The organism is Microvirga massiliensis (genome assembly GCF_001006805.1).
In the GTDB taxonomy this organism is placed as follows: Bacteria; Pseudomonadota; Alphaproteobacteria; order Rhizobiales; family Beijerinckiaceae; genus Microvirga; species Microvirga massiliensis.
In genome coordinates, this window is sequence record NZ_LN811351.1 from 661644 (window position 1) to 688063 (window position 26420).

The window sequence follows — 26420 nt, forward strand, 5'->3', positions numbered from 1 at the left end:
TCCACACGCCTTCACCATCACTGCGAACGGAGTGAACCAATCCAGCAGCGTATCCGTCGAAGGGTAGATTGCTTCACTTCGTTCGCAATGACGGAGGTGCGGAAGGTAGGGCAGTGCATCACGTCCGCGGCTCGCAAGGACGGCGGTGGGTCCGGCGCTACTCCGGTTCCGAGTGTGCTCCTCGCGCCCTCACACCCTCATCGTCATTGCGAACGCAGTGAAGCAATCCAGGCCACCGCCTCAGGACGGATTGCCTCGCCTGCGGCTTGCAAGGACGAGGTAGCAGCGAGACGGGCTAGATGGCTGCGGTTCCCAATAACAAGATGTGCCGCAACGTAATCTGCTGCCTCCGGCTCGCATGAATAGAGGCAGCACTGCAGCAAATCTTACCCGATCCTGCATCGCTCGCAGAGCCAGTACTTATATGTCACTGGCTATCGCGCTCTTGTCGGGCGACAGAAATGCGTCGGGTCGAGCACGACCTCCCTCAACCAATGATCACGGTCGTGCAGCCCATGATGATCTTGTTCGGCGGCCCCACTGCCTCGACGACCGTGTCTCCGACTCGACAGGCGGGGAGGTTGTTGATGAAAACCGTCGTAGAGCCGTCGACAACCACGCCAGGGCCGTGCGGCGGGATCGGGAGGGGCGTGGCGCAGACGTGAATGTCGGCGCCACCGGCGGCTCCCGAAATCATTGACCCCATCGATGCCGCTGCACTCGCCTTTGTGGCTTCCTCGGCAGCTTTTGCTGCAGGAGCACCGGGAGTGCCGGCTGCCGCCAGGGTGGCTGCTTCGGCGGTCTTGATCGCGGCGTCGGAAGCCTGCTTTGCGGATTGGATCGCCGCCGCTGCTGCTGCGCCGACACCCCGCCATGCCGGCAGCTTTCCGATAAACACGTTATGGCTGCCGGGGCCCGGCTGAAGAATACCTGGAAGAGGGTGGACGACCCTGTCGGTAACTCGCGCAGCGGGACCTTTGGGCATGCCTGTCCTGGCTCCTGAGCGCTATTGTGGAGCGCGCCGGTCCCATATGCACGGAGATCGGCGTGCTGTCATGTGATGAATGTTACACGTCAATTTCCGGCCTCTTTACCTCGGAGGGCGCATCTGCTGAATTCGAACCTCAGAGGGAGGGCCCTCGAAGCGCAAAGGCTGGCGGGCCTCAGAGAAATGTCCTGGCATAGCAAGCTCGTGTGGTCGGAAGGCCTCTTCCTGAGGCCGCATCACCTCCAGCAGAGCGATCGATATCTCGAGAACCTCATCGAGAGCCGCGTTCGGCACATAACGCCTTACCCGTGGGGCTTCTCCACGCTCGAGATCGACCGCGATCTCGCGCAACAGAGCAAGTTCGGCCTCCGGCGGGCAAGCGGGGTCATGCCGGACGGCACCCCGTTCGATCTTCCTGCGCACAGTCCGCTGCCGCCGCCGGTCGAGGTGCCGGAGAGCGCGGCCGGGCATCTCGCCTGGCTTCTTTTGCCGATCGCCGCACCCAATACCCGAGAGGTCGACGATGCCATCGTCGACAGCGCAAGCCGCTACGTGCCGGCAACCGAGATGCTCATCGACTCGACCTCGCCGCTCAGGATCGAGGAAGAGATCGACATCGCGCATCCGCGTCTCTCATTCGAGGTCCGCAAAACGCCTAAGCCCGGCTATGTCGGTCTCGCTGCAGCCCGGATTCTCGAAATCCGCGATCGGACGATCGTCTTCGACGAGAAGTTCGCGCCACCGGTGCTGACCTGCTCCGCTCATCCGGTCATTGACGGCTGGACGGATCGCGTGATCGGGTGGATGGACAACAAGGTCGAGGAGCTCGCACGCTATGCTGCCGATCCGACGGCCGGCGGCGGACTTCAGAGCGCCGACTATTTCATCCTGCAACTGCTCAACCGGCACGTCCCGGTCCTGAAGCATTTCCGCCAGTCGCGCTACGTTCATCCGGAGCGTCTCTTCGAGGAGTTCCTGCGGATTGCCGGCGAGCTCGCGACCTTCGCGACCCCGGAGCGCCGCGCACGAACCTACCCGGCTTACGATCACGACAACCTCGAAGAGGTTTTTATGCCGGTGATCCGGGACATTCAGGATTTCCTGAGCGCACAGACGGGACGGCGCGCGATCCGGCTCGAGATCATCGAGCGGGCGCCCAACGCATTCGTCTCGACGATCCGCGATCGTACCCTGTTCCGCAATGCGACGCTCGTGCTCGAGGTGGCTGCTCGGCGTCCGCTGACCGAGATACAGAGCCAGTTCCCGCATCTCTTCAAGGTCGGGCCCAATACGAAGATGAACGAGATCGTGCACGCCCATCTGCCGGGCGTGAACCTCATCCATCTCCCCACACCGCCGCCTCAGATCCGCGCGATCACAGACCACGTCTATTTCTACCTGGACCGGACGTCCCCGCTCTGGCCCGAGTTCAGCACGGCCAGTTCGGTCGGGATGCATTTCTCGGGCGATTGGCCAGAGTTGCAGCTCGAGTTCTGGGCGGTCCTGGAGGGGCGGCGATGAGCGGCAGCGGCTCTCCCTTCGATCCCTTCGGGCGCAACGAGCGGACGATTATTCGCCCCAACCCGGCCGGTCGACGGGCTGAATCGCGCCCGTCTGCATCCATGGCTCCGATGCCGCCATTGCCGGCTGCACCATCATCGCCCTCGCCGCAGCCGACGGGAGACGAGTGGGCGACGACGCCGGCTCCGATGCCGCCGCCCGTCGCCGTAGAGCCGATGGAACGCCAGCGGGCGGTCATCCTTCGGCGTGAGGAACTCATCACCCCGAACGAGAACCCGGTGATGCGAGCAGCGGGCCCGCTCCTGCTTCTGCTCGGACGATTACGGGTCGCGCTCCTGCGGGCCCCGTTCGCGCAGCTCATGGAGCAGGTTGCCGACGCGATCCAGGAATTCGAACGTGAGGTGCGCGGCGTCGGCCTTTCATCCGAACAGGCCCGGACCGCGAAATATGTGCTGTGCGCGACGGCGGACGATATCGTCCAGAACATTCCAAGCGAAGATCGCCAGCTCTGGACGCAATACAGCATGCTCAGCCGATTTTTCGGAGAGCGGATCGGAGGCGTCCGCTTCTTCGAGGAGCTCGAGCGCGCGAAGCTCGATCCGAACACGAACTATTCTCTGCTCGAACTCCAGCATGCCTGTCTGGCCCTCGGCTTCCAGGGTATTCACCGTACCTCAGCAGGAGGCCAAGCGACCCTGCAGCAGATCCAGCGGAGCCTCTACGAGACCTTGCGTCGGGTAAAGCGGGCCAACCCCGAACTGTCGCCTCGCTGGCAGGGTCAGGCCATAGCGGTTGCAACGGCTCGGTCCCAGGTCCCCGTCTGGGCCGTGGGATCCTTTGTCGGCGTCGTCCTGCTCGGAGTCTACCTCTTGCTGCGGACCTTGCTCGGCGGCGACAGCGAAGCAGTCGCGGCCTCCCTGGTGGCCGTGCATCCCACGAACGAAATCGCCATTCAGCGCAGGGTCTTCCAGGCGCCGCCTCCGCCTCGTCCAGCGCCTCAGACCAGCCGCATCCGCGCTGCGCTCGGGCCGCCCCTGGAGATCGAAGAGAAGGGCAATCTCGTCATCATTCGGATGTCCAATCTTGCTCTCTTTGCACCCGCGAGTGCGACGGTGCGCGACGAGTTTGCACCGCTGATCACCAAGATCGCATCGGTCATCGAGAAGGAGCCGGGAACCGTGAAAGTGGTCGGCCATACTGACAGCGCGCCGATCCGCAGCGTGCGTTTCCCGTCGAACTTTCATCTCTCCGTCGAGCGCGCCAAAGCCGTTGCGGCCTTGCTCAAGCAGCAGCTTTCCAAGCCGGAGCGCGTGGAGACGGAAGGGAAGGGCGCCGATGTTCCGATCGCCACGAATGCGACGCCCGAGGGGCGAGCGAAAAATCGTCGTGTCGAGATTCTCGTTCAGCGCAGCAACTGATCGGGTGGGTCAAGACGTATGAATACGATGGCATGGATTCGGATCGCCGCCATCCTCGTCGGGGTATTGGCCCTGGCGGTTCTAATCTGGTTTGCGGGCCCGCTTGTTGCAATTGGCGAGGTTCGGCCGTTCGATGAGGTCTGGCCACGGCTCGCTCTGATTGTCCTTGTCCTCGTCATCGCCACGATTGCGATTGCGCTCGACATCCACAAGCGCCGGAAGGCCAGTGCTGCGCTCGAGCAAGCCATTACGACGGCTGACGAGCCGGAAGGCGACGCACGGGTTCTTCAGGATACCATGAAGGACGCCCTCGCGACGCTTCGCTCTGCGAAGGGTCGTAAGGGCGATTATCTCTACGATCTTCCCTGGTACGTCATCATTGGTCCGCCGGGCGCGGGCAAGACCACGGCCCTCGTGAATTCGGGGCTCAAGTTCCCGCTGGCGCGCGGTGGCACCCCGGAAGCGGTCGCAGGTGTCGGAGGAACACGATATTGCGACTGGTGGTTCACGGAAGATGCGGTTCTGATCGATACCGCTGGGCGATACACGACCCAGGATTCCGACCCGAAGGGTGATCGCAAGAGCTGGCTCGCATTTCTCGATCTCCTCAAGACCAATCGTCCGAAGCAGCCCATCAACGGGGTCCTGGTGGCGATCAGCGTCGAGGATCTCCTGACGGCGGGAGCGGAAGAGGTGAACGCGCACGCCGCGGCGGTGCGCAAGCGCCTCGCCGAGCTGCACGAGCATCTCAAGATCGACTTCCCGGTCTACGCGCTCTTCACGAAGGCGGATCTCGTCGCGGGCTTTCGCGAATCCTTCGAAAACCTCACCGAAGCCGAGCGCCAGATGGTCTGGGGGCACACCTTCCAGACCTCCGACCGAACCCGCAATATGATCGGAGAAGTGCCTTCCGAATACGATGCGCTGGTCTCACGGCTCAACGAACAACTGCCGGACCGCCTGCAGGACGAGCCGACTCCGGCGGCGCGCGTCGTGCTGTTCGGTTTCCCAAGCCAGATGGCCGCTCTGAAGCGGCCGGTGATCGAATTTCTGAACAGGGTCTTCGAACCCACCCGCTATCATGCCAATGCCACGCTGCGCGGTTTCTACCTCACCTCCGGTACGCAGCAGGGGACGCCGATCGACCAGCTCATTGGGACTCTGGCCAGGAATTTCGGCGCCGAAGAGGTGCCGAACATAGCCTATTCCGGCCGAGGAAAGAGCTTCTTCCTGACCGATCTTCTTCGGAAGGTCGTCATCGGCGAAGCCGGCTGGGTGTCCAACAACCGGACGGCCGTGCGGCACGCCACGATGGCGAAGGTGGCCGCCTTCGCGGGCCTCGGAGCCCTGACGGCGCTGGCCCTGGCGCTCTGGTGGATCAGTTTCGGTCGCAACCGCGAGCTGATCGCCTCGACCGATAATTCCGTTACGGAATACCGCACCATTGCAGGCCCGCTGCTGCGCGAAACCACCGTGTCGGATCGCAGCTTCGGCAAGGTCCTGCCGCTCTTGCACAAGCTGCGGCACATGCCGACCGGATACGCCTCCCGCAGCGAGCCCGAGCCGGTCGCGAACACGTTCGGGTTGAGTCAGCGGGACCGCCTGCAATCCGCAGCGGAGACAGCCTATCAGGTGGCGCTCGAGCGCATGTTCCGGTCGCGGCTCATTTACCGACTGGAAGAGCAACTCGAAGCCAACATCAACAATCCGGGATTCGTCTACGAGGCGCTCAAGGTCTACCTGATGGTTGGCGGACAGGCACCGGTCGATCGGGACTTCGTCGTGGCCTGGATGCGCAGCGATTGGGCGGACAACCTGTTCCCGGGGGCCGCCAACGTCAAAGGCCGGGAGGCACTGGAGGAGCATCTCCTCGCGATGCTCGATCTCGACGAGGGCCGCGAGCCGTCCTTCCAATTGAACCAGGCCTTGATCGAGGACTGCCAGCGGACGCTCGCGCGGATGAGCGTTGCCGAACGCGCCTACGAGCTGCTGAAGTCGCAGGCCCGTATCAGCCAGCGGGACTGGGTGGTCGCATTCCGCGCCGGGCCGGATGCGAGCCTCGTTCTGGAAGGCGCCTCGGGCGAGGATCTCGAGTCGATCCGGGTTCCGTTCTTCTACACGTATGATGGGTTCCACACGGCATTCATGGATCGGCTCGAGAGCATCAGCGAGCGGGTCGAGAAGGAACGCTGGGTCCTCGGCAGCGCCGGCCAGCAATCGGCGGTCGAGTCTCAATATTCGGCGTTGTACCAGGATCTGCTTCGCCTCTATACGCGCGATTTCACCGCCGCATGGCAGCAGGCGCTGAAGAAGCTGAAGCTCCGGCCGCTGACGGCCGACAAGCCACGATACGTCGCTCTGAGCGCCGCTTCGGCGGCGACGTCGCCCATTCGGCAGCTGATCGAATCGATTCGCGATGAGACGCAATTGACCCGCGAGCGCCCGAAGGCCGCGCCCGGTACCGCCGAACAGGCAAGGGCTGCCGCACAAGGTGCCGCCACCCAGGCAGCAGGACGTATCGCGCAATCCATTGCCGCACAGGCAAAGCTGGCCATCCCGGCCGGCCTCGGAGCCCCAGCGCAAGGCCTCGTTGGGACTGGTTCCGGTGAGGCTCCGGGTGCAAATATCGAAGCTCTCTTCAAGGGTTTTCACGTTCTGCTCGAAGGCGACGGTGGTCGACGGCCGATCGACGCGCTTCTCAACACCCTGAGCGAGATCAACCAGAACCTCGCGATCGCGGTGACGAATCCACAGCAGGCCCCGGCGGCCAATGCGGCGCTTGTTCAGCACGTCGCCACGCTCCGGGCCACGGCTTCTCGCTTCCCTCCACCGTTCGATCAGATGATCCGGAATGTGGCCAACGACTTCGAGGGGGACGCATCGGGAGCGACCGTCGCCACGTTGCAGCAGGCCCTTGGCGATCAAGTCACTCGCGTCTGCCAACAGGTCGTCACCAATCGCTATCCCTTCGTGAAGGGAAGCGACCGCGAAGTCCCGCTGGCCGACTTCGCCCGGCTGTTCGCACCGGGCGGGATCATGGACAAGTTCTTCAAGCAACAACTGGAGCCCTATGTGGATCAGTCGCGGCTGCCCTGGACCTGGCGCGTGGACAGCCGGGTTGCACGGGGACTCTCGCCGGTGACGCTCCGCCAGTTCCAGCAGGCATCGGAGATCCGCGACGCCTTCTTCGCTACGGGAGGCAATCTCCCTTCTTTCACGATGGCCGTGACGCCTCTGACGCTGAGCGGCGATGCGGCGACGGCGCGGTTCGAGATCAATGGCTCCGCAGTCGTCAGCCAGCAGGGCGTGAATGCCCCGACGAATGTGAGCTGGCCGGGCGGCGGCGTGGCTCGCTCGGCCATCACGATCAACACTGGCGGGGGCGGAGGCTTCTTTGGCGGCGGCTTCTTCAGTCAGCCGTCGTCCGTTCAGAAGGACGGCACCTGGTCATTCTTCCGCCTCCTCGATTCGGGCTCGGTTCTGAAGAGGGGTGACGGCCTCGTCGCGAGCTTCGTTGTCGGCGGACGTGAAGTATCCTACGAATTCAATGTCGGCTCTCTCATGAATCCGCTGGTGCTCCCGGCCCTTCGGGAATTCCGTTGCCCGACCGGGATTTGATCCGGGATGCGTTGCGGCCTCTACGGAAAGCTCCCTTCGAAGCGCGACTTCGTAGCTGTATACATGCCCCAGGGCTTCCTGCGTGTGTGGGAGCCATGGCTGCAAGGCGGACTCTCGGCAAGCCGCGTGGATCTCGGCAATGCGTGGCAGCAGGCCTTCCTTCGCGCGCCAATCTGGCGTTTCTGGCTCGGCTCGGAGATCTGCAGCGGTGTGACCACAACGGGTGCGTTCATGCCGTCCGTCGATGGAGTCGGTCGCTATTTTCCACTCACGATCTTCGCATCGGCGGAGCATCCCGAGGCTATTCCTCCTCCGGAACTCGATCCCCAGGAGGCCTGGTACTCGAAAGCAGAAGAATTCCTTCTGTCTGCGCTCGAGCCGGACGCCACGTTCGAGGCGGTCTCGCAGTCCCTGGGCGATCTCGAGCCTCCTCTCTCCCATCCCGCGTCTCCGCCAGGATCAGAGGTTGTTCGTCTGGCCGACGGGACCATGGCCGCGGTTGCCACCGGCTCCGCTCTCCCGGGAGTTCTCGCAGCCATCCGGGCCGAAGACTACGCCAGGGCCTATGCGACGGCTTCCTTTTGGTGGACAATCGGCGGCGAGGGATTTCCGCCGCTTGTGCTCGTCGGTCACCGGATGCCGGATCCCTACGTCTTTACGGGCCTGCTGACGGGTCGGCTCGACGGAGTTCCTGGGTGATCGTAGCGTCGGATCTAATCGGCTTGCCGGCCTCCGCCTCGTACGAGACGGGGATTGCCACTCATGTCGGCCTCGTGCGTAACCACAATGAGGACAACTGTATCGCGGACCCCGACAGCGGGCTCTGGGCAGTTGCCGACGGGATGGGAGGCCACGAGGCAGGAGACGTCGCAAGCGAGACGGTCATCGAAGCCCTGCGCTCGATCGGTTCGCCTGCTTCCGCTCCGGACCTGCTCGCGCGGTTCGAGGACAGGATCCTGCGGGCCAATAAGCGCCTGCGCGAGATCGCACGTGAGCGTGGGAGCGCGATCGTCGGCTCGACCGTCGCGGCCCTGCTGGTTTTCGAACAGCATTATGCCTGCGTCTGGTCGGGAGATTCCCGCATCTATCTCATTCGCGCGGCTGCAATCTCGCAACTCTCCCGTGATCACACGGAAGCTCAGGAACTGGTCGACAGGGGGCTGCTGAGCGCCAAGGAGGCGAAGCAATGGCCACGACGGAACGTTCTCGTCCGTGCTCTGGGCGTGCAGGATGATCCGGAATTCGACCTGAACCAGGGGATGCTCGAAAGCGGAGATGTTTTCGTGATCTGCAGCGATGGTCTCACGGCCCATGTCGAGGACCAGGAGATTCGGGATCATGTCGAACACGCGCCGGCACAGGCTGCCTGCGACGCGCTCGTTGCACTTGCGCTGAAGCGGGGCGGAACCGACAATGTGACCGTCATCGTGATGCGATATCAGTCCTCTCGCGCAGAGATTCGGGCCTGATGATCCGAGATCGAACAACGTCGGCGTGTCCCACATGCGGCCCCGGAACGCGTCTCAACGGCATCTACGAAATCGAGCGGCTGATCGCAGTCGGCGGCATGGGCGAGGTCTACAAGGGACGCGCCATCCAGACGGGCGACGCCGTGGCGATCAAGACGATCCGGCCGGATCTGGCCGAGAGCGAGGCCGCACTTGCCCTATTCCGGAAAGAGGCAACGGCGCTCCACAACCTCTATAACGAGGCGATCGTCCGCTACTACGTATTCTCGGTCGACCCGGATCTCAGGGCGCCGTACCTGGCGATGGAATATGTCGACGGGCAAGCGCTCTCCGACGTTCTCAAGCAGGGGCCGCTTTCATTCGAGTCCGTTGTCATTCTGTTGCGGCGCATCGCGGGCGGCCTCCAGGCGGCGCACGAGCTCGGCATCGTCCATCGTGACGTCTCGCCCGACAACGTCATCCTGCCCTCAGGAAGCGTCGCGCGGGCAAAGATCATCGATTTCGGCATTGCACGGACGACGCTGTTCGGGGACGGAACGATTATCGGCGACGGGTTTGCGGGCAAATTCGGCTACGTCTCACCCGAGCAACTCGGCCTCTTCGGCGGCGAGGTCACGCCGAAGTCCGACATCTACAGCCTGGGCCTCGTCATCGCCGAAGCTTCGCTCGGCAGACCGCTCGACATGGGAGGCACGCAGCTCCAGGTCGTCGAAAAACGCCGAAAGATGCCTGATCTCGGTGCAGTTGATCCTCGCCTGCGGCCGCTCCTCGCGAGGATGCTCGAGCCCAATTCGGACGATCGCATCGCGACGATGGCTGAGGTTGCGGCCTGGCGCTTCGAGACACCCGCGCCTGCGGGCAGGAAGTGGCCCATTGCAGCGGCGAGTGTCGCCGGCGTAGCCGCTGTCGCGGGCATAACCTTCCTTCTCCTGCCACAGCTCACAGGGCCCAATGGCAGCAAGGTTACGAATCCGGCCAGTATTCAGACTCCAGGACTCGATCCCGGATCCTCGAGTGGCACTCCGACCGAGCCGTCTGGCCAAGGCACGGTCAGGCCACCGGAGCCTGCGCTTTCCGGCCCAGGCGCATCTCCTCCGGAACTGATGCCTCCACCAAGTCCGACAACGCCAAATACCACGCCGCCGCCCACATCCCCGACAGAGCCTGCGAATGATGCGCCACCCGTAATCCCGCAGCGCTTCACGTCCTCCGATCCGGTCACCCGCTACGTACGGGACTATGAGGGAGGGGATTGCTTCTTCCTCAATCCGACGAATGTAGGCGCGGGTACAGCCGCGGTCGAAGGTTTCGGCTCGACCCCGACCCCGTTCCAGGCTTTCGATGAGGCCTTCAAGAGAGCTCTTGGATTCGAGGCGCAGATCAGTCTGCGCCTTCTGACCGATGCACAATGTCCGGCCGTCACTTTCCTGCGAAAGGTCGGAATCGATTCTGCACGCGCGCCAAAGCTGGAGATCGAGGCCTTCAGCCTCAAGGACGGGGAGCCGCTCAGCGGCTCGGTAGAGGGTTTCGGCGATCAGCACGTCGACGTCGTCCTCGTCGCGGATGACGGCTACGTCTACACTCTCTCCGATTACCTGAAGCGGGAGAACGGAACGATTACGTTCAACCTCCGCCTGAACCGCCCGGAAGGGGGGCGGGCCAAGCCGCAACTCGTCCTCGCTATTGCGAGTCCCAAGCCGCTTGCGCTCCTTGCGACGGGCAAGCCGATCGCGGCCGATGCCCTGTTCCCGCTTCTGGCCGACGAGGCGCGAACGCGTGGATTCCCGATCGATGTCGCAGTCAAATATTTCAGGCTGGAGGGCTGATCGTCGAGAATTCACTGCTCCCGATACAGATCGCCCCATTCCTCTTTCCACACGCGATCCGGATCGACGACCACGATCGGAGCCTTGATTTCATTTGCGAGACGTATGGCGGAGCGGAAGGCTTCGACCACGCCCATCTCGGCGCTCGTGACGCTCTCCTTGAGCCTGCCGGCCGTCACTCCGGCCGGGCACAGGATTGTGCCAAAAGGTTCGCCGTCACGCGCCGTGAGCGACAGCGTGATGGCGTCTTCCTGGGGCTCGTCGACTTGCTCGAAACGGTTCCGTGCCATGGGTGAGCCTCGATTCCTCGAATTCGGGCGGCAGGGCGGCGATGTCACTATGGGCATTTGCCCGCATTCGCCGGTCTGACTGCAACGCAGCCCTTCATCAATACACGAATGTGGCCTCTGCCCGTGTGCTCGTTGTCACGAGGCTCGCGCAATCCGGAAGCGGTGTGCCTGAGGATCCATTGCAGGCGAGGACATCATTGACGATGAGCCGGCCGATATCGCCACAGGACACATCGGGGATGTCGAAGAGCACGACTTTCGAGCGCTCGGGGCGGATATCTGTGAAGTTGAGGCCGACCCGCCTCAGGATGACCCCAGCCTTGTCGAAGAGGAACACGTCCAGCCGCAACTCCTTCAACGCATCCGTCGTGCCGTTGCCGATCACGAAATAGCCCCGGCAGGCATTCGGCACGGATTCGAGCTTGTTCAGTTCGACCGAGATCTTCTTTCCAGCCGGTGCTGCTGTCTGGGCGGTCGCAACGGTCGGCAGGCTCAGGCTCGCAGCGAGAAAAAGGTGAATAGTGTGGTGGCGCATGCTGGTCTCGTCTGGCGTGTTCCCGCAGGATCGCAGGCAAACTATGATGGGTCCATGATGGACGAGGCGCCAGCCCTTGATCCTGGATCGGTGGGGACCGTCCGGCTTCCGAGTGAGGACTCGGCAGGGCCGGCAATTCGATCTGACTCCGAACAGGCGGAGGAGGTTCTGGTCATCGGTTCGAGGCCAGAGCCTTCGGGAGGCACAAAGCGTTTGCCGACAGTGCCGTTGCTGGCGTCTCTGGGTTTGCACGCCGCCATATTGTTCCTGTTTGCCGATCTCAGCGACGAATTGCCGGACCGGCCCCGTGTCTTGGAGCCTCCCGCGATCGTCGCGGACATCGTGATCGATGTGCCTCTCCATGAGACCGTTCCCGTTGCAGAGGTGACCGAGATCGACGCCCTCCGGGAGATGCCGCCACAGCTCTTGAATATTGGGGTTTCGGATCTCGGGTCGATTGCAGCAGTAGCGCCAGTTGAACCAATCGGCCCGTCGAGCTCGCCAATCGAACCGCAGGAGCTGCCGCCCGCCGGTGAACTGCATGCACTTGCCGGAGTAGCATCGGCGCCCGTCCCAGTTCCCGAACTGGCCGAGTCGGCGGTCGAGGAGCAAGCCCAGGCTCTCAAAGCTGCAGAGCCACCAGATCGCGACACGGTCGTGCGGGTGGATTCCCGTCCCGTAGAACTCCACTACGCCGCGCCGGCTCTCCCCCTGCCGGGATCGGTTTCCGCGGTGGAATTCGCCACCGTTTCAAAGGTGGGTCCGCCTGCTTCAACGCCCGTCGCTCCTGTCGCGATATCGGGTACAGGCAACGCCTCGCCGCCGCTTGATGCGATTGTCACTCCTGAGCCGAAATCTGCGAAGCCGATCGAAGCACTGCCGCTACTGGCGCAATCTCTGGAGCTGCCGCCTCCCGCTGCGCGCATGCCGGACGTGGACGCCGTATCGGCAGCACCCGTGCTGGCTCCAGCGAATGGGGAAGAGACCGTAGTGTCAGCCCTATCACCAGCGAAGCCCGTGGTGGTAGCTGAGATGGCACCGGCGATTGCAGAGGTGAGTCCAATCCCCTCCACCGCGCAACCTTTGGAATCTCTGGCGGCCTCCCATCTCGATCCTGTCGAGAGCAACTCCCCCCATGAGGCCGTTTCGGTGCTGACGCCGAACGGGCCAGCTGCTGCGCTCCAGGGAGAGGACCGCTCAGAGATGGCTGCAATGCTCCTCCCACCCCGATTGGACAAGCCGACTGCTAGTCCCCGGATCGCGCTGACGCAGGCGATCGGCGGGTTTGACTGCGCACGCCTGCAGATGGGCTGGGATGCCGCGGAGGGATCCGTGTCGATCTCGGGGCATATTCGATCTTCAGAGGATCGGGATCGCCTCGTCGCCACTTTGACGGCGATCGATGGTGTGAAGCAAGTCGTGAACAGGAACCTCTACATCGTCGGCGAACCCTATTGCCGGGTGCTAGCCTTCCTCGGTCAGCCGGGGCTCACGAAATCATCCGATCAACGGCAGGGACTGGAGATGCTCGGGTCGCCTGCCCAATCGGGAGTGGTCCGCCTGAAGGCCGGCATGCCACTGGAACTGAAGCTCGCGGGCCCGGCCTTCACGGCCTACATCTATGTCGACTATTTCACCGCCGATGGACGGGTCTATCACCTCCTGCCGACGCGCAATCTCGAGGAGCAGCGCGTCGAGCCAAACGAGGCATTCGCGGTTGGAGGGAGTCGCGGGCGTGGATTGAAAGCCACGATCGGTCCACCATTCGGGCTCGACATGGTCGTGGCGGTTGCAAGCACACGTCGTCTCTTTCCAGACGTGCGGCCGACATCCGAGGACGCGAAGGGGTATCTTTCGGCTTTCGACGCCGCCCTCGCCGAGGCTCGCCGACGGGATCCAGGCGTTCAGCTCGAATACGCCTATTATCTCGTGCAGACGTTTGCGAATTGAATGCGCATACGTTTTCGTTTCACTTCCTCCTGCCTCTTCGTCATTGCGAACGCAGTGAAGCAATCCAGGAGCGCATCCGTCGACGGGTAGATTGCTTCGCCTGCGGCTCGCAATGACGGGAGTGCGACGGGAGGGGCAGTGTGTTGATGTATACGGTTCAGAGCAATGCGGTGGGCGCGACAGTGCATCAGCGTCTCACTGGCTCGAAATCGCCGCAGGAGTAATCCGCCGGACTTCTTGGTACCGGTTGAGCCTCGTCGAGATCATCTCCTCGAAGATCTTGTGGATCTCGGCGACGGACCGTGCGCCGTCCTTGTCGTAGAAGATCGATTTGTTCGCCTCGGCCGGGGCCGGCAGGATCTCGGCGGCGGCGAGTTCGGGATTTCCTTCGACGCGGTCGATAAAGGCCTGCGCTCCGGCAGGGCCGAGAAAGTGCACCAGATAGATTTCGCCGCCCGTGAGATATCGGCCGATACGCTTCTCGATCCGAAGCGTGTCCCGCTTCAGCATCTCTCCGGCCATCAGCGCCGACAGATAGGGCTCGCGGCGCAGATCCAGGATTCTGGCCCGTTCTTCCGGGTCCGGCACTGTGAACTGGTTTCCCACTCGTAGGATTGCCTTCACCTCCCGATCCAAGCCGTATTTCGCACCGAACTCGTAGAGCACGCCCAGCCAGGTCCGTTCGATGAACTGGAAGAGACCTGTTGCGGACGAAGTCTTGGCTTTCACCTCGGTCTTAAAGCTTGATTCCTTGTCGGCCACGGCCATCAGGAGCGTCGGGTCTGCACCAACGACCCGGCTCGCCCGGACGACGGTTTCGACGAGATGGCGCCGCACCCGAATCTGCCCGAAGGCGATGATGTCGTTTGGGTCGCCTTTCGGCGCGATGCGCGGTCCCGGCGGAGGTGCTGGCAAGCCTGGCGATGGAGCGGGCGAAACCGGCTGAGCCGGGGCAGGCTCCTTGTCGTCTGCTGCCGTGACCGCTTCGACGGCAGCCTTTGCGGCCGCGAGATCCTCCTCGACTGCAGCAAGAGTGAGCCGCGGGCGCGGCGCCGTCACAGACAATGTCGGCGCAAAGCTGTCCTCGACCGATTGAGGCGGAGATTCGTGTGGCCTCAAGACGAGGAAGACGGAGCCGAGTGCCAGACCGGCACCCAGTACACCTGCAGCAACGAGTGTCAGGCGAGAGTGGCCAACGGATGCTGCCGGATTATCTGGAGTCGGCGTGCTCGAGGGCGATTTCCGCACTGGCTCTGCGGACGGTTTCGCATCGAGCCGCACGATGGTGAGGGCAGATGAGGAGTCCGTAGAGGGGGCAGCCTGCTTTGGGCTGATCGAGAGGGCAATCGCGTCGAGCCAGCCTACGAATGCACCGCCCTTTTCAGCGAACGCCACTAGATCCTGCCGCAAGCGCTCGGCCGTCGCACGGGGGAGGCCGGCTTGGCGCTCCAGCTCCTTCGCGACATCCCGCGGTTTTTGGGCTCTGAGCGATATGGCGAAAAACCAGTCGGCCAGCGGCGTGCGGAGCTTTTCGAAAGGGGTCCCGAGGCAAGGATAGGCGGCATGCCCGCAGTTCTCGCACGAATAGGCGCGTCGCTTGAGAACCTGTTTGAAACGGGAGCGCCGCCCGCAAACTAGGCAATCGAGTTCCAGGCCTCCGAAGCGGAGCAGCATGATCTGCTCGAGGCAAGCCTCCTCGGTAAGTCTGGCTTTGAAGGCGCGGTAACTGTCCTTCATGGAAACCTGGTTTGCCGCTCACAGCCGAGAGTAGCTATTGTCCCATAGCTCATCTGGTCGGACAGCACGGTGATTCTGGGCACAATCCGGATCATTCAGGCGACCAGGACTCCAAGCCGGGCAACCCGCTCTAGGTTGTCCTCGACCGTGGACTGGCTGACCAAGGTTTCGGCAGGGCTCCTGCCTTCAGCAAGTTGACCTTGGTACGACAGGGCGTGGCGGACCCCTTCGCAGAGCTGGTCGATCGTGCGGGTCCCGTCGAGGAGCTGAAGAAAGGTCCGGACGATCTCATCGTCGAGCGATATCGTCCAGTGCAGCAGGTTGATGACGGGAAGCCCGTGAGCGGCTTGCCAACGGGCGAGGGCGCTCGCTTCCGGGCGGTCGTGGATGGCGAGCGTCATCGGCGCTGCCGTCCGCCGCAGCACGACGGTGCGGGCCAGGAATGCCCGGCAGAGGACTTGCGCCAACCCCTTCCTCTCGGCCAGGGACGCTGCGGCGTCCGGATCACGCTCGAGCCTTGCCGCTGCACTCCGCAAGAGCTGGTCGAAATGTTCCGCTTGCGGCCAGATCTCGCCGAGATGCAGGAACGCTGCCTTGCACAATTCGTGGTCGACCGAGATCGACGCTCCAGATCCGGTGCGAAACGTCACCGTGCCGCTCGCCGCCGGATCAATCGGACCGCTTTCCGGCTCGGTGTTCGACGCTATGAACAGCTCCATTACGCAGGACGGATCGATCTTTCGCTCCAGGCGGAGATCCGCATGGCAGAGCAGGGTCTCGCGGAAGCCGCGGCCCAGGAGGAAATCCATGTACTGCTCCCGGGCTACGATCTCATCGTTCGGAAACCGGTCTAGAAACTCGTTCATCGGCTCGAGATGTCCGTGCAGTTCCGGCGACGAGGCGGCCTCGGAGAGGAACTGCAACCGGTTCCGCGCCGCGCATGCCATAACGTCCGAGAACAGAAAGGCCGTAAAGCCCTCGTCGAGATCGTCATGGTACAGAACCGCGTCGGGAACCTGGCTCGTCCGGTGCGCAAGATGCCGGAGGAGCACGCCGTAGAGCGAGGAATCGTCCGTTGCCTCGGCCGCGAACTGAAGGATCTTGCGTGCTTGATCGATCCGCTGCTTCGGGTCGTGGATGTCACGGGTGTGGAACCGCATGAGGTCTCGGGCGACCCGTCGCAGATGCCCGTACGGCAGGCAATTGTAGCTCACATAAGCAACGCCCTGCTGTGCGAGATTCTGTGAGAACACGGCCATCATCTTGTCCTGGACGCTCGGCGGAACCCAGGAATAGACGCCATGCGCGATGACGTAGTCGAATGTGCCGAGGTCAGGACCAACTTCCATGATATCGCAGCGGCGTAGGCTGACATTCGCCATGCTGAGCGCATCGATCATCCTCGTGCCCTCTGCAATCGCGAGCGCACTGAGATCGAGCCCCAGGAAGGTGCTGCGCGGATACTGATGAGCCATCGGGATCAGGTTGGCGCCACTGCCACAGCCCAGTTCGAGGACACGGCAGCGATCTGCCCGCGCGGGGTCCATTCCATGCAGGAAGGCGAGTGTTTCCAGTGCAGCCGGGTGAGTCTGCGGGAAGGCGATCGGCGGGTAGCGAACTTCGTCGTAGGCTGTGCTGTGTTCGCTCATCGTCCGATTCACCTTGTCTCGGTGGCTCTCCGTCGGTCCTGGTCCTCTCGTTCGGGCTAGCCGCCTGTGAGATTGAGCGTCCCGACATTTCGCCACTGCCTGAGTGCAGCAGTCAATTTCGGCCCTCCGCGCCCGTTGATCGAGCCGTCGTAATAGCCGCTTTTCTTCAGACGGGTCTGGAGGGCGCGGATCGTATCGCTCGACCAATTGGTCGATTTCGTCGCCATCTCGTTGAGAGACTCGCCGGAATCCGAAGCGATGCCCTGGAGGAGATTGTCAGCCGCAGCAGCCGGATCTTTCTTGATCCCCCGTCCCTCGTCGAGAAGGATCGCCGCGGCGAGATATCCCCTTGGGTCACCGAGTTCGGTCGCCTTCTCGAAATATCCCAAGGCTGAGGCTGGCGTCCCCGCGACATTATCCTGCGCGAGCACGCCGAGATTGTAGGTCGCGATCGCCGAGCCTGCCTCGGAGGCTCGGTTCAGGAGTTCGACAGCCCGACGGACGTCGCGCCGGATTCCGGCGCCCTGGATCAGAGCGACGGCGAGGTTGATGGCCCCATCCGGACTCCCTCTCTCGGCCGCATGCTCATACAGCGAAATGGCCGCCTTGAGGTCCTTCGGAGCGCCGTCACCGGTTTCCAAAATTAGGCCGAGGCTGACCATGGCGCGGAGATTGCCGCGCTCCGCTGCATCCCGATACAGCCGGATCGCTTGGTCTCGGTGGCCGGCCGCGGCCAGGGCTCGCGCGAGGAGGGCGGTATAATGCGGCATTTCCGGATTGGCCGCGACGGCCTTCCGGCAGGCAGCGATCGCAACCTCCGCGTTGCGCGCAAGTTCGCCGAGCGGCACGCCGGCGGTGTTGGCAGTGGCGTCACGGGGATGAGTGGCCAACCGCTCGCAGATCGATTCCGGCGGTTCATCCGGATCGCCGATCTTCGGCAGGGCCTGGAGCATCTCGCGGGCTTCGGGCGCGTAGCGGCCGTCCGGATTGCGCGCGAGATAGAACTCCACCAGCGGGCGCATCCGGGAACGCCGCGCGAGGTCCCAGAGCGTCTCCTCTGCGAGGCTGTTCGACGTGGGCGTGCTGCGAACCGCGCTGTTCTGTTGCGGCAGGGCCGCGACCTGAACTCCCTTCATGAGTTCCTTCACGTCCGAGACGTGGCCTCCTTCCGGGTAGCGTTCGAGATAGATCTGCATCAGCGTCGGGTCGCGGGTGCTGGCAGAAAGCTGAAACAGCTGCGTCTCCGGTGAGGTCGGTGCCGGTCCCGGCGCGAAATAGAATTGGCGTGTGAGAGAGGAGTTCTCCCACGGCACCTGGTACCCGCCGGTCGCAGCCAGCACATCCTTGCGCACAGAGATCATCATGGACCCGACGTCCTGCCCGCGCGTATTCAGATGGCCGAGGAGCGCTTTCGTGAACGGGCTGTTCCGGCCGCCTCCATCGAAGGCGACATTGTCGGGCTGTGTCGCGAACGAGATCATGAATCCGGCCGCATTCCCGACCCGCGCAAGCCCGTTCTGGATCGGACTCGTCCCTGCTTCGGCTGATGAAGCAGGCAGGGGGTTGTTGCGGCAGGCATCGAGGAAGACGAGGTGGATACCCTTGCTGTTCTCGAGGTCCTGAATGATGTTCCGCAACTCGACCGTGTTCCGGGCAACGTCGTCCCGGTTCCGGATCGTGGCATCGACCGGAACGAGATAGTTACGGGACGAAACCTGAAAGCCGTGGCCGGCGTAATAGAACAGCGAGACATCCGCCTCTCGTGCGGTTTGCGTGAATGTCTTGATCGCCTGCTCCATGGCCGCCTGGCTCAGGTCGGTCCCATGGATCACGTCGAAGCCGAGCGTTTTCAGGGCTGCGGCTATGTCGGAGGCGTCGTTCGCCGGATTTCGCAGCGCCTGCAGGTGCTGATACCCGCTGTTGCCGATCACCAGCGCGACGCGTTTTTCCGCCTTGACCGGCTGAGCCAGGGTGATCTGTACGCTGCAGATCAGCGTTGCGACCAGGACAAGCGCACCGAGGAGGTGGCGGCCGGCGCTAGAGTCCACCAGCCTTCGCAAGGCGGTTCTCCACCGACTGAAGTGCTGCTTCGATCCGGTTGCCCAGCCTGACCTGGATGCGCGCAGCGGTCGGCTCATCGGCCCGGAGGAGCGCGATAACCTTGAGGACCTCTCTGATCGCGGTCCCGACCGCTGCACGAGCCTCCGACACCATCCGCGATGCCCTGACCCGGCGGGCCGCCTCACGGATGAAGGCAGACACGCCCCGGAGCGGCTGAGGCAGGTCGACAACCCGGCGGTCGAGTGCGTCGGCATAGGTTTCCAGAGCATTTCCAACGCAGGTGACATATCCCTGCGTGTTCGCACGATTCATCTCGAACTCGCGATCGCACTCCGCCACCTGCCGCTCGAGTTCCGTTCGACGAAGTCGAGGGTCCTGACCGTACGTTCTTCCGTGTCGAGCCCCATGCCGAGCGTAGGCCCACCGCCGCCACTGGGCAAGGCTATATCGATTGTGTCGGGCGGATCCCGTTAAGGGATTGAGGTCCGTTGGGAGCACGGTGACGAGATTCGCCGGTATGACGGGAAAACTGGTGACATAGATAATCTGGCTGCCCGGCTCACCGATCGTCTCGGGCGGGAATGCCGCGAAGGGGCGCCCGAAGAGCGTGCCGCCGAGCCCGCACCGGAAGTCGAGGAACGGACTGATGCTGCAAAGAAGGAAGCGGCCAGCTGTCTGAATCGCGTTCGAACCCCGAAGTTCAGAAATTGCGGGACCGATGCTCCGACATCACCGGCCTTGCTCTGGAGCGAGGATCCGGACGTGATCGTAAGCAGCCCTAACATGGTGAATAGCGCATTTCCGTTCGAATGGTGTCGTCGAGAGTGAATCCTCCTGGATTCGGTGACTGGACGACGAGGTTGACGCCACTCGGGAAGAAGATGCTGCCGCCTGTCGTGTAGGGGATGCTCGGGGACAGATGCGAGTCGCCGGTGTTCGAGAGGAGAGCGACGGTCCCGCTGGCGGTGGGCTGCCTAGTCAACAAGCGCCTGGCCGGCGAGAACGTCCAACTTGGGGATAGCGCCCGGCTCGATTGGAGCATCGGTCGTCGAAGACCCGAGGAGAGGCTTGGTTGGGAGGTTTAGAACGGTGGTCACGCCTTGCGGCGCTAGGCCGATGAGTGGGAACGTTGCGACCATTGTTCGGAACGCAATCCAGACGTGATCGGAAAGTCACGCCGTCTTACTTAAATTAAATGTTGTTAGGAGCCGATCGTTATCCTCTTGACGTGCTTCTCCATTGGATGATCGATTTGTCCAGATCAAGGGATCTGGAATGCAGCAGCAGAGGCACGTGCGGCGCGCACGGTGGCAAGTCGCTCGCGACTGTCACGGCAGCCACGGCTTAGGGCTTGAGAAGGCGTCCACGCGCCGGAGGCTTGCGGCTCTTGTCCTGACAGTGCTTCTGCCCGGGGCCGCCTTTTCCCAGACCGCCAGCCAGATCACTCCGCCGAGTTTCCGCCCAGGGACTCCACAGGCAGGTGGAGCGATTGTCTTCTCGGGGAGACCGGGGCTCGATGCCCCGCCGGGGGCAGACCGCCTCACGGTGCGTCTCAAGGGCATCACCGTCGAGGGACCCCTTCCCGCCCTAGCCGCCGTCCATCGCGCCCTTGAGCAACGTCTCGTCGGCCAGCCCATCAAGGCGAGCGAGCTCTTTGCAGCCGTACGCGATCTGGAAGCCGCCTATACCCGCGCCGGCTATGTGCTCGTGCGCGTCGTCCTGCCAGCCCAGACCCTGAAGGATGGCGGCACCCTCCGGATCGTCGTGATCAACGGCTATATCGAGCGTGTCGAGGCGGCGGGCGTGCCGGAGATGATTCGGCCACGGGTGCTTGCCGTCGTGACACCCCTCGTGGGCCAGCGTGGTCTCACCCTTGCGCAGATCGAGCGGCGCTTGCTGTTGGCGGGCGACACCCCGGGCACGGCTTTGACATCAACCCTCAAGCGGGGGGAGGGCGCCGCTGGCACGATCCTCGTCGTTGAGGCCAAGCATCGGCCGGTGAGCGGCTTTGTCGGGGCCGACAATACGCTCGCAAGCGCCCTTGGGCGCTCCGTCATCAACACTGGTCTCGACCTCAACAGCGTCCTGGGTGTCGGCGAGACGATCTATCTACGCGCCTATGGTCATCCTGGCGGCGACGACTTTCGCGGCTTCGGTGGGCTCTTTACTGACCGGCCGCGGGTGCGCACCTTGGCGGCCGGGACGGTCGTGCCGATCGGCGTTGATGGGTTGACCTTCAACATCGAGGGGACGCAAAGCAAGACGACGCCGAAGCCGCTCTCGTTCCAGACAGCAAGCGTCTTCGAGCGTCTATCACTTCGCCTGCGCTATCCCTGGGTGCGCTCGCGCCAACTCAATGTTGGCTCGGAGCTGATCTTTGACGCGCAAACCGAAGACTTCTCGCTTCCATTGCCCGGCCTTGACATTCCGTTGTCGTCCGATCGCCTGCGCATCGCGCGCCTTGCCGGCGACATATCCTATCTTCTGCCCGCGAACGGAATCGTCGCGGCGCGGGCGATCGCCTCTTTCGGACTTGACGGCCTCGGCGCTCGCAGCGCCGCCGAGGCGAACATCTTCAACCCGCTCTCGCGCCTCGGCGCCGACGCTGATTTCCAGAAGTTCGAGGCGATCGCCTCGATAACGCAGCCCGTCGCCGAACATCTCGCCTTTGCGGCTTATGCGCGAGGCCAGACGTCGTTCAATCAGGCCCTGGCGCGCTCCGAGCAGATTGGTATTGCGTCGTTCAACGAGCTGTCGACCTTCGATGCCGGCACGCTCGGTGGGGACAGCGGCTGGGTGGTGCGAGCCGAGGTCTCCTCACCCTGGACCATTTCTGGTCTTGCCGTTCCAGTCACTGTTGCGCCCTATGCCTACGCGGCGACTGGCGCCCTCTACCTGCAGCGGCCGACCGTGCTCGAGCAGGGAATCACATATGTCTCCTCGCTTGCTGTCGGATTGCGCTTTGGCGCCACGATCGATCCCAACTTCTCGGACGCCTACCTCGCCCTCGAGTTCGGCCGCGCCTTTCGTGACGACAATGAGCCCGATGCCAACCGCTTCACCTTCGTCGGCTCAATCCGGTTCTAGGAGCTGACGCAGGCATTCAACCAGCACACCACGATCACAGGGTGACCGCCAATGGACTACAGGGGCCAGCGTCTTACCGCCACCCACCATCTCACGGCCACTCTTCTGGCCTCGACGGCTCTGGTCGGCGCGGTGCCGGCCCTGGCCGGGGAACTGCCAACCGGCGGCACGGTGGCTTATGGCGCGGTTGGCATTACAACGCCGCAGCCGAATGCCATGGCGATCACCCAGTCGTCTGGGACGGCGATTGTCAACTGGCAGGGCTTCTCGATCGGCTCAGGCGCGCGCGTCGACATCAGCCAACCATCGTCTTTGTCATCGCTTCTGAACCGGGTGATAGGCTCGACCCCCTCGACCATTGCCGGGCAGCTCAACGCCAACGGCCAGGTCTACCTCGTCAATCCGAACGGAATCGCCATCACCAAGACCGGGGTCGTCAAGGCTGGTGCCTTCGTCGCCTCGACCCTCGGGATCAGCGACGAGGATTTCATCAACGGCAAACGCATCTTCACCGGCAATGGTCGATCGGCCGCCGTCACCAATGAAGGCGCAATCGAGATCGGGCGAGGCGGCTACGCGGCGCTGATCGGCGGCACGGTCGACAATGCCGGCACGGTCAGCGTGCCAATCGGCAAGGTCGGCCTCGGCGCCGGCGAGCAGGCGACGCTTGATCTATCCGGTGATGGCTTCCTGCAGGTCGCCGTGCCGTCGACACAAACAGGGTCCGGTGACCTCATCCGTCAGTCGGGCCGCATCCGTGCCAATGGCGGTCGGGTCGAGATCAAGGCGGCGACCGCCCGCGAGATGGCGCGGCAAGTCATCAACATGTCGGGCGTCATCGAAGCACGAACCGTCAGCGGCCGCTCGGGCGCCATCGTCCTTGGTGGCGGCGAGGGCGGCAAGATCACGATTTCCGGGCAGCTTGACGCTCGCGGCCTGCATCGCGATGCCAAAGGTGGCGCCGTCACGGTCACGGGTCGGCATATCGATCTCAAGGGTGCCTCCATCGATGCGAGCGGCACAGCCGGCGGTGGTTCAATCAGGATCGGTGGTGCCTACCAGGGCAAGGGGGATCTCCCGCGCGCGCAGACGACCGCTGTCGACAAGAACACAACGATCAAGGCCGACGCGACGACGAAGGGCAATGGCGGCAACATTGTCATCTGGTCCGACGAGAAGACCACCTACGCAGGCATGATCAGCGCCAAAGGCGGGCCCGAGGGCGGCAATGGCGGCAACGCGGAGGTCTCGGGAAAGGCCGTCCTCGAGTATCAGGGTCTCGTCAATCTTTCGGCACCGAAAGGCAGTTTCGGGACGCTGCTGCTCGATCCGACCAATGTCTCGATTGACGCCACCGGTGCGACGGTGGTGCCGGGAAATAACTCTCCGAACCCTTCCGTGTCCTCGATCAGCGTTGTTTCGCTCCAGGACACGCTGAACTCAGCGAGCGTCACGATCAACACATTCGCTACCGGAACAGACCTCGGCGACATTAGCGTGAATGTTCCGATTACCTGGCTGTCGGGTACCACCCTCACGCTGCAGGCGGACAACAACATCATTATCAACCAGGACATCACCGCTACGGCCGGTGGCTTGAGCCTGCAGGCAGGCGGCTTGATCACTACACCAACTGCTCCGCTTGGAGCGATCAAAGTCGGCACATTCATCCTGCAGGGCGGAAACTGGGAGCAGAATACGGCCAATCTTCCGGCCTTCACCGCCAGCGATTTTCGAATCGAAACAAGTGAGTCCGGCAACGCCGCAGGGAGCTTTCTGAGAGTCCTCGGCGGCGACGGATCAGTAGGAGCTCCTTATCAAATCACCGACGTCTATGGCCTCCAGGGCATTGCGACGCGAGGTGATTATCTCGCCGCAAGTTATGTGCTTACTAATGACATCGATGCAACTGGGACAGGGAACTGGAACCCAGTCCCTGAACAGCCCGGCGCATTTAGCGGTTTCCTCCCTATCGGCGGAAACATTGTGGGCGACCAAGCGCCCTTTTCAGGAAACTTCAACGGCGCTGGTCATGTTATAAGCGGACTGACAATCGGAAGACCCGGTGACCTGAACGTCGGCTTGTTCGGGCAAACCGAGTCTTCTGAGACTGGGTCGAATAACATCCAAGCTGTTACGCTTTCCGGTGTCAGCATCGTTGGCGGAGCGACCACTGGGGCCCTAATCGGGACCAACAATGGAAGCATCATTACTAACGTACATGCTTCAGGGTCCGTCACCGGAACTGTGGATCAACGGGGCACCAGCAGCTCTGCGCAGGTGACCGTTGGTGGATTAGTGGGCAACAACGCAGGAACCATCAGTCGATCGGGTTATGGCGCGCTTTCTGGTATCGGAACGTCGGGTGACACAGTTCGAGGCGTGGCATTTGCGGACGAAGGCTCGGCATCGGTGACGGTCGGAGGACTTGTCGGCATCAATTTAGGAGCAATCAATCAGACGTTCACACGAGCGACGATTTCCAGTTCAGCCAATTCAACAGGAGGCCCGGCAGTAACCATCATTCAAGGTGGTCTAGCTGGTTCGAACGAAGCTGGGACTGTCCAGCAATCGTACTCGCAGAGTGATATTCCAGCTGGCATTTTGAATGGTGCCCCTGTCCTGACCAGAGGCGGCCTTGTCGGTGCGAACAGCGGCATCATTGAAGAGGCATACGCGAGCGGTGCTGTACCCTTTGACACAGTTGGTTCGGGCAATCCGACACAAATCGTGGGTGGTCTCGTTGGCACGAACGAAAATTTGAGTTCAAGCGTCACGCGATCTTTCTGGGACACGACAGCAACAGGCAGAAGCGCTGGGTTTGGAACAAACCAGGGGACCTTTGAAGCCACATCATTGACGACCGAGCAACTCACGACTGCAACTACATTCGTCCCATTGGCGCGCGCGCAAGGGTGGAACTTCGAGACCACTTGGGCTCCTCCGGACGGGTTGTACTATCCTGAGCTTTATGCGGTCTCACCGGTGATTCGGGTCATTCCAGGAGATGTGTCCCGTCAATACGGACAGCCGAATCCGGCGCTTCCCGTAATCGCCAGTTTCGGCGGCCCGTCGAGTTTCGTATTCGGACCGCCGGGAGATGTCGTGAATCCGTCGGGCGCCCTCGCGACCTCAGCGACAACGAACAGTGCTGTGGGGATCTATCCAATAACGGCGCCGATTGACCCGACGACCGGAGCGCCACTCATCATCAGCGCGCTCGGCGTGCCTTATCGCGTGGTCGTCACAGGTCCGGACGGTGCGTCGGCAGCGAGCCCAACTCTCACGGTGACCCCGGCTCCGCTCACGATTGTCGCCAACAATCAGATCAAGCCGTTTGGCACTAACTTGGTATTCACCGGCAGTGAGTTCACACCGGTCGGCCTAGTGAATGGCGATCAGATTTCGTCCGTGGCGTTCTCTAGTCCCGGCAGCGGCAGCGCGGCATTCTTCGGCCTTTACCCAATCTTTGTCGGCGATGCGCAGGGCGACATCGCCAACTATAACGTCACCTACGTTCCCGGCACACTGATCGTCGGGCCGAATCCCGCTATTGCTGCGGAAGCGGGCCGTGGCACCAATCTTGTCTCAAATCTGCCGACCACTATCCCGATTACGTGGAACCCACCAGACACGATCGTTATCGAGGACAGTGGCGGCGGTAGCGGCGGAAGTGGTGGGGGCGGGGGTGGTGGCCCGACGCTCGGGACGGGACTCGGGACGATCACGCGCGATGCTGCTCTTGCGACCTTGGCGTTCGTCGAGCAGGTGTCGGCAGAGCTTCAGCAACGTATTGCCGAGTGCGAGAATCGTCTCGACCGTCGGGAGATCGATGCCAAAGGATACTCGTCTTGCGTCGGCGATGCTCTCGAGCGCTACGCCCGAGATCTCGATAGTCGGGTGGTCGAGCTGCCACCACCGTTCCGCGGTATTGCCGCAACGATCAGGCAGACGGCCCAGCGTGTCCGCGTGGCTCGCACAGTGCAGGAAGCTCGCGCGGCCGTCCGGGTTGCTATTTCGGTGGTCCGCAAGGCAATTGCACTACTGCGAGCGGATGATGAACCAGCGATCGCTCGCATCCAGATCCAGCAAGGGGCAAGTCCAACTCGAGCACGCGCTGAGGCAAAGGAGGTAGCAAGGATTCGGGCGCGGCAGGGCGCGGCAATCGCTTCCAGCCTCGAAATGGTTGAAGCAAGGCTCACAAAAGCTGTTGGCCTCTAATTGCGTCACGTGACTTCCTTGATCATTTTCTACCTCCGTTCGACCAGCGT

Annotated in this window: 16 protein-coding genes; 9 read left to right on the top strand and 7 right to left on the bottom strand. The window is 62.8% G+C overall.

What is annotated here, in order from left to right; translation table 11 throughout:
- Positions 1–487: 487 nt before the first annotated feature.
- Positions 488–985 carry a PAAR domain-containing protein gene (locus BN1233_RS48260; protein ID WP_046862967.1) on the bottom strand — a complete coding sequence of 166 codons (498 nt, stop codon included), beginning with the start codon at positions 983–985 and terminating at the stop codon, positions 488–490.
- A gap of 186 nt (positions 986–1171) precedes the next feature.
- Between BN1233_RS48260 and tssK the strand changes: the two genes are divergently transcribed.
- From tssK to BN1233_RS08210, 6 genes are read left to right on the top strand one after another with little or no spacing between them, the layout of a single operon-like run.
- A complete protein-coding gene (gene tssK, locus BN1233_RS08185; RefSeq protein ID WP_046862968.1) occupies positions 1172–2509 on the top strand; it encodes a type VI secretion system baseplate subunit TssK in 1338 nt (445 codons plus the stop codon).
- Positions 2506–3927, top strand: coding sequence for a type VI secretion system protein TssL, long form (gene tssL, locus BN1233_RS08190; protein WP_046862969.1), 1422 nt, complete (start codon positions 2506–2508; stop codon positions 3925–3927). Before tssK ends, tssL begins: the two co-directional genes overlap by 4 nt.
- Positions 3928–3954: 27 nt before the next feature.
- A complete protein-coding gene (gene tssM, locus BN1233_RS08195) occupies positions 3955–7545 on the top strand; it encodes a type VI secretion system membrane subunit TssM (protein WP_147707048.1) in 3591 nt (1196 codons plus the stop codon).
- Positions 7546–7551: 6 nt separating this feature from the next.
- On the top strand, positions 7552–8244 hold the full coding sequence (gene tagF, locus BN1233_RS08200; RefSeq protein ID WP_046862971.1) for a type VI secretion system-associated protein TagF: 693 nt from the start codon (positions 7552–7554) through the stop codon (positions 8242–8244).
- Positions 8241–9014 carry a PP2C family protein-serine/threonine phosphatase gene (locus BN1233_RS08205; RefSeq protein ID WP_046862972.1) on the top strand — a complete coding sequence of 258 codons (774 nt, stop codon included), beginning with the start codon at positions 8241–8243 and terminating at the stop codon, positions 9012–9014. The genes tagF and BN1233_RS08205 overlap by 4 nt, the downstream gene beginning before the upstream one ends.
- Complete coding sequence (locus BN1233_RS08210) at positions 9014–10840, top strand: serine/threonine-protein kinase (RefSeq protein ID WP_046862973.1); 1827 nt, start codon at positions 9014–9016, stop codon at positions 10838–10840. Before BN1233_RS08205 ends, BN1233_RS08210 begins: the two co-directional genes overlap by 1 nt.
- A gap of 11 nt (positions 10841–10851) precedes the next feature.
- On the opposite strand, the gene BN1233_RS08215 is transcribed toward BN1233_RS08210, so the two are convergent.
- Both BN1233_RS08215 and BN1233_RS08220 read right to left on the bottom strand, forming a co-directional pair.
- Entirely contained in the window at positions 10852–11130 is a 279-nt protein-coding gene (locus tag BN1233_RS08215; RefSeq protein ID WP_046862974.1) for a hypothetical protein, read from the bottom strand.
- A 97-nt stretch (positions 11131–11227) separates the two neighbouring features.
- Positions 11228–11665: a hypothetical protein gene (locus BN1233_RS08220; RefSeq protein ID WP_046862975.1), complete on the bottom strand. Its 438-nt coding sequence runs from the start codon at positions 11663–11665 to the stop codon at positions 11228–11230.
- Positions 11666–11887: 222 nt separating this feature from the next.
- On the opposite strand from BN1233_RS08220, the gene BN1233_RS08225 reads away from it, so the two are divergent.
- Positions 11888–13615, top strand: coding sequence for a DUF4384 domain-containing protein (locus BN1233_RS08225; RefSeq protein ID WP_244470976.1), 1728 nt, complete (start codon positions 11888–11890; stop codon positions 13613–13615).
- Positions 13616–13810: 195 nt separating this feature from the next.
- On the opposite strand, the gene BN1233_RS42685 is transcribed toward BN1233_RS08225, so the two are convergent.
- The 4 genes from BN1233_RS42685 to BN1233_RS48265 form a co-directional block, all read right to left on the bottom strand.
- Complete coding sequence (locus tag BN1233_RS42685; RefSeq protein WP_052763734.1) at positions 13811–15352, bottom strand: transglycosylase SLT domain-containing protein; 1542 nt, start codon at positions 15350–15352, stop codon at positions 13811–13813.
- Between the two features lie 95 nt (positions 15353–15447).
- Entirely contained in the window at positions 15448–17001 is a 1554-nt protein-coding gene (locus BN1233_RS08235; protein WP_046862977.1) for a methyltransferase regulatory domain-containing protein, read from the bottom strand.
- 56 nt (positions 17002–17057) lie between these two features.
- Entirely contained in the window at positions 17058–19061 is a 2004-nt protein-coding gene (locus tag BN1233_RS08240) for a caspase family protein (protein WP_197094622.1), read from the bottom strand.
- A complete protein-coding gene (locus BN1233_RS48265) occupies positions 19039–19374 on the bottom strand; it encodes a hypothetical protein (protein WP_187144262.1) in 336 nt (111 codons plus the stop codon). The genes BN1233_RS08240 and BN1233_RS48265 overlap by 23 nt, the downstream gene beginning before the upstream one ends.
- A gap of 963 nt (positions 19375–20337) precedes the next feature.
- Between BN1233_RS48265 and BN1233_RS08255 the strand changes: the two genes are divergently transcribed.
- Complete coding sequence (locus BN1233_RS08255) at positions 20338–22149, top strand: ShlB/FhaC/HecB family hemolysin secretion/activation protein (protein WP_082145257.1); 1812 nt, start codon at positions 20338–20340, stop codon at positions 22147–22149.
- A gap of 51 nt (positions 22150–22200) precedes the next feature.
- Positions 22201–26370 carry a two-partner secretion domain-containing protein gene (locus BN1233_RS08260; RefSeq protein WP_048709573.1) on the top strand — a complete coding sequence of 1390 codons (4170 nt, stop codon included), beginning with the start codon at positions 22201–22203 and terminating at the stop codon, positions 26368–26370.
- The last annotated feature ends 50 nt before the right edge of the window (positions 26371–26420 follow it).

What these genes read in the sequence shown, in the direction of transcription:
- BN1233_RS48260 (WP_046862967.1), bottom strand. Translation starts at nt 985, where the DNA reads ATGCCCAAAGGTCCCGCTGCGCGAGTTACCGACAGGGTCGTCCACCCT.
- tssK (WP_046862968.1), top strand. Translation starts at nt 1,172, where the DNA reads ATGTCCTGGCATAGCAAGCTCGTGTGGTCGGAAGGCCTCTTCCTGAGG.
- tssL (WP_046862969.1), top strand. Translation starts at nt 2,506, where the DNA reads ATGAGCGGCAGCGGCTCTCCCTTCGATCCCTTCGGGCGCAACGAGCGG.
- tssM (WP_147707048.1), top strand. Translation starts at nt 3,955, where the DNA reads ATGGCATGGATTCGGATCGCCGCCATCCTCGTCGGGGTATTGGCCCTG.
- tagF (WP_046862971.1), top strand. Translation starts at nt 7,552, where the DNA reads ATGCGTTGCGGCCTCTACGGAAAGCTCCCTTCGAAGCGCGACTTCGTA.
- BN1233_RS08210 (WP_046862973.1), top strand. Translation starts at nt 9,014, where the DNA reads ATGATCCGAGATCGAACAACGTCGGCGTGTCCCACATGCGGCCCCGGA.
- BN1233_RS08215 (WP_046862974.1), bottom strand. Translation starts at nt 11,130, where the DNA reads ATGGCACGGAACCGTTTCGAGCAAGTCGACGAGCCCCAGGAAGACGCC.
- BN1233_RS08220 (WP_046862975.1), bottom strand. Translation starts at nt 11,665, where the DNA reads ATGCGCCACCACACTATTCACCTTTTTCTCGCTGCGAGCCTGAGCCTG.
- BN1233_RS42685 (WP_052763734.1), bottom strand. Translation starts at nt 15,352, where the DNA reads ATGAAGGACAGTTACCGCGCCTTCAAAGCCAGACTTACCGAGGAGGCT.
- BN1233_RS08235 (WP_046862977.1), bottom strand. Translation starts at nt 17,001, where the DNA reads ATGAGCGAACACAGCACAGCCTACGACGAAGTTCGCTACCCGCCGATC.
- BN1233_RS48265 (WP_187144262.1), bottom strand. Translation starts at nt 19,374, where the DNA reads ATGAATCGTGCGAACACGCAGGGATATGTCACCTGCGTTGGAAATGCT.
- BN1233_RS08255 (WP_082145257.1), top strand. Translation starts at nt 20,338, where the DNA reads ATGCAGCAGCAGAGGCACGTGCGGCGCGCACGGTGGCAAGTCGCTCGC.
- BN1233_RS08260 (WP_048709573.1), top strand. Translation starts at nt 22,201, where the DNA reads ATGGACTACAGGGGCCAGCGTCTTACCGCCACCCACCATCTCACGGCC.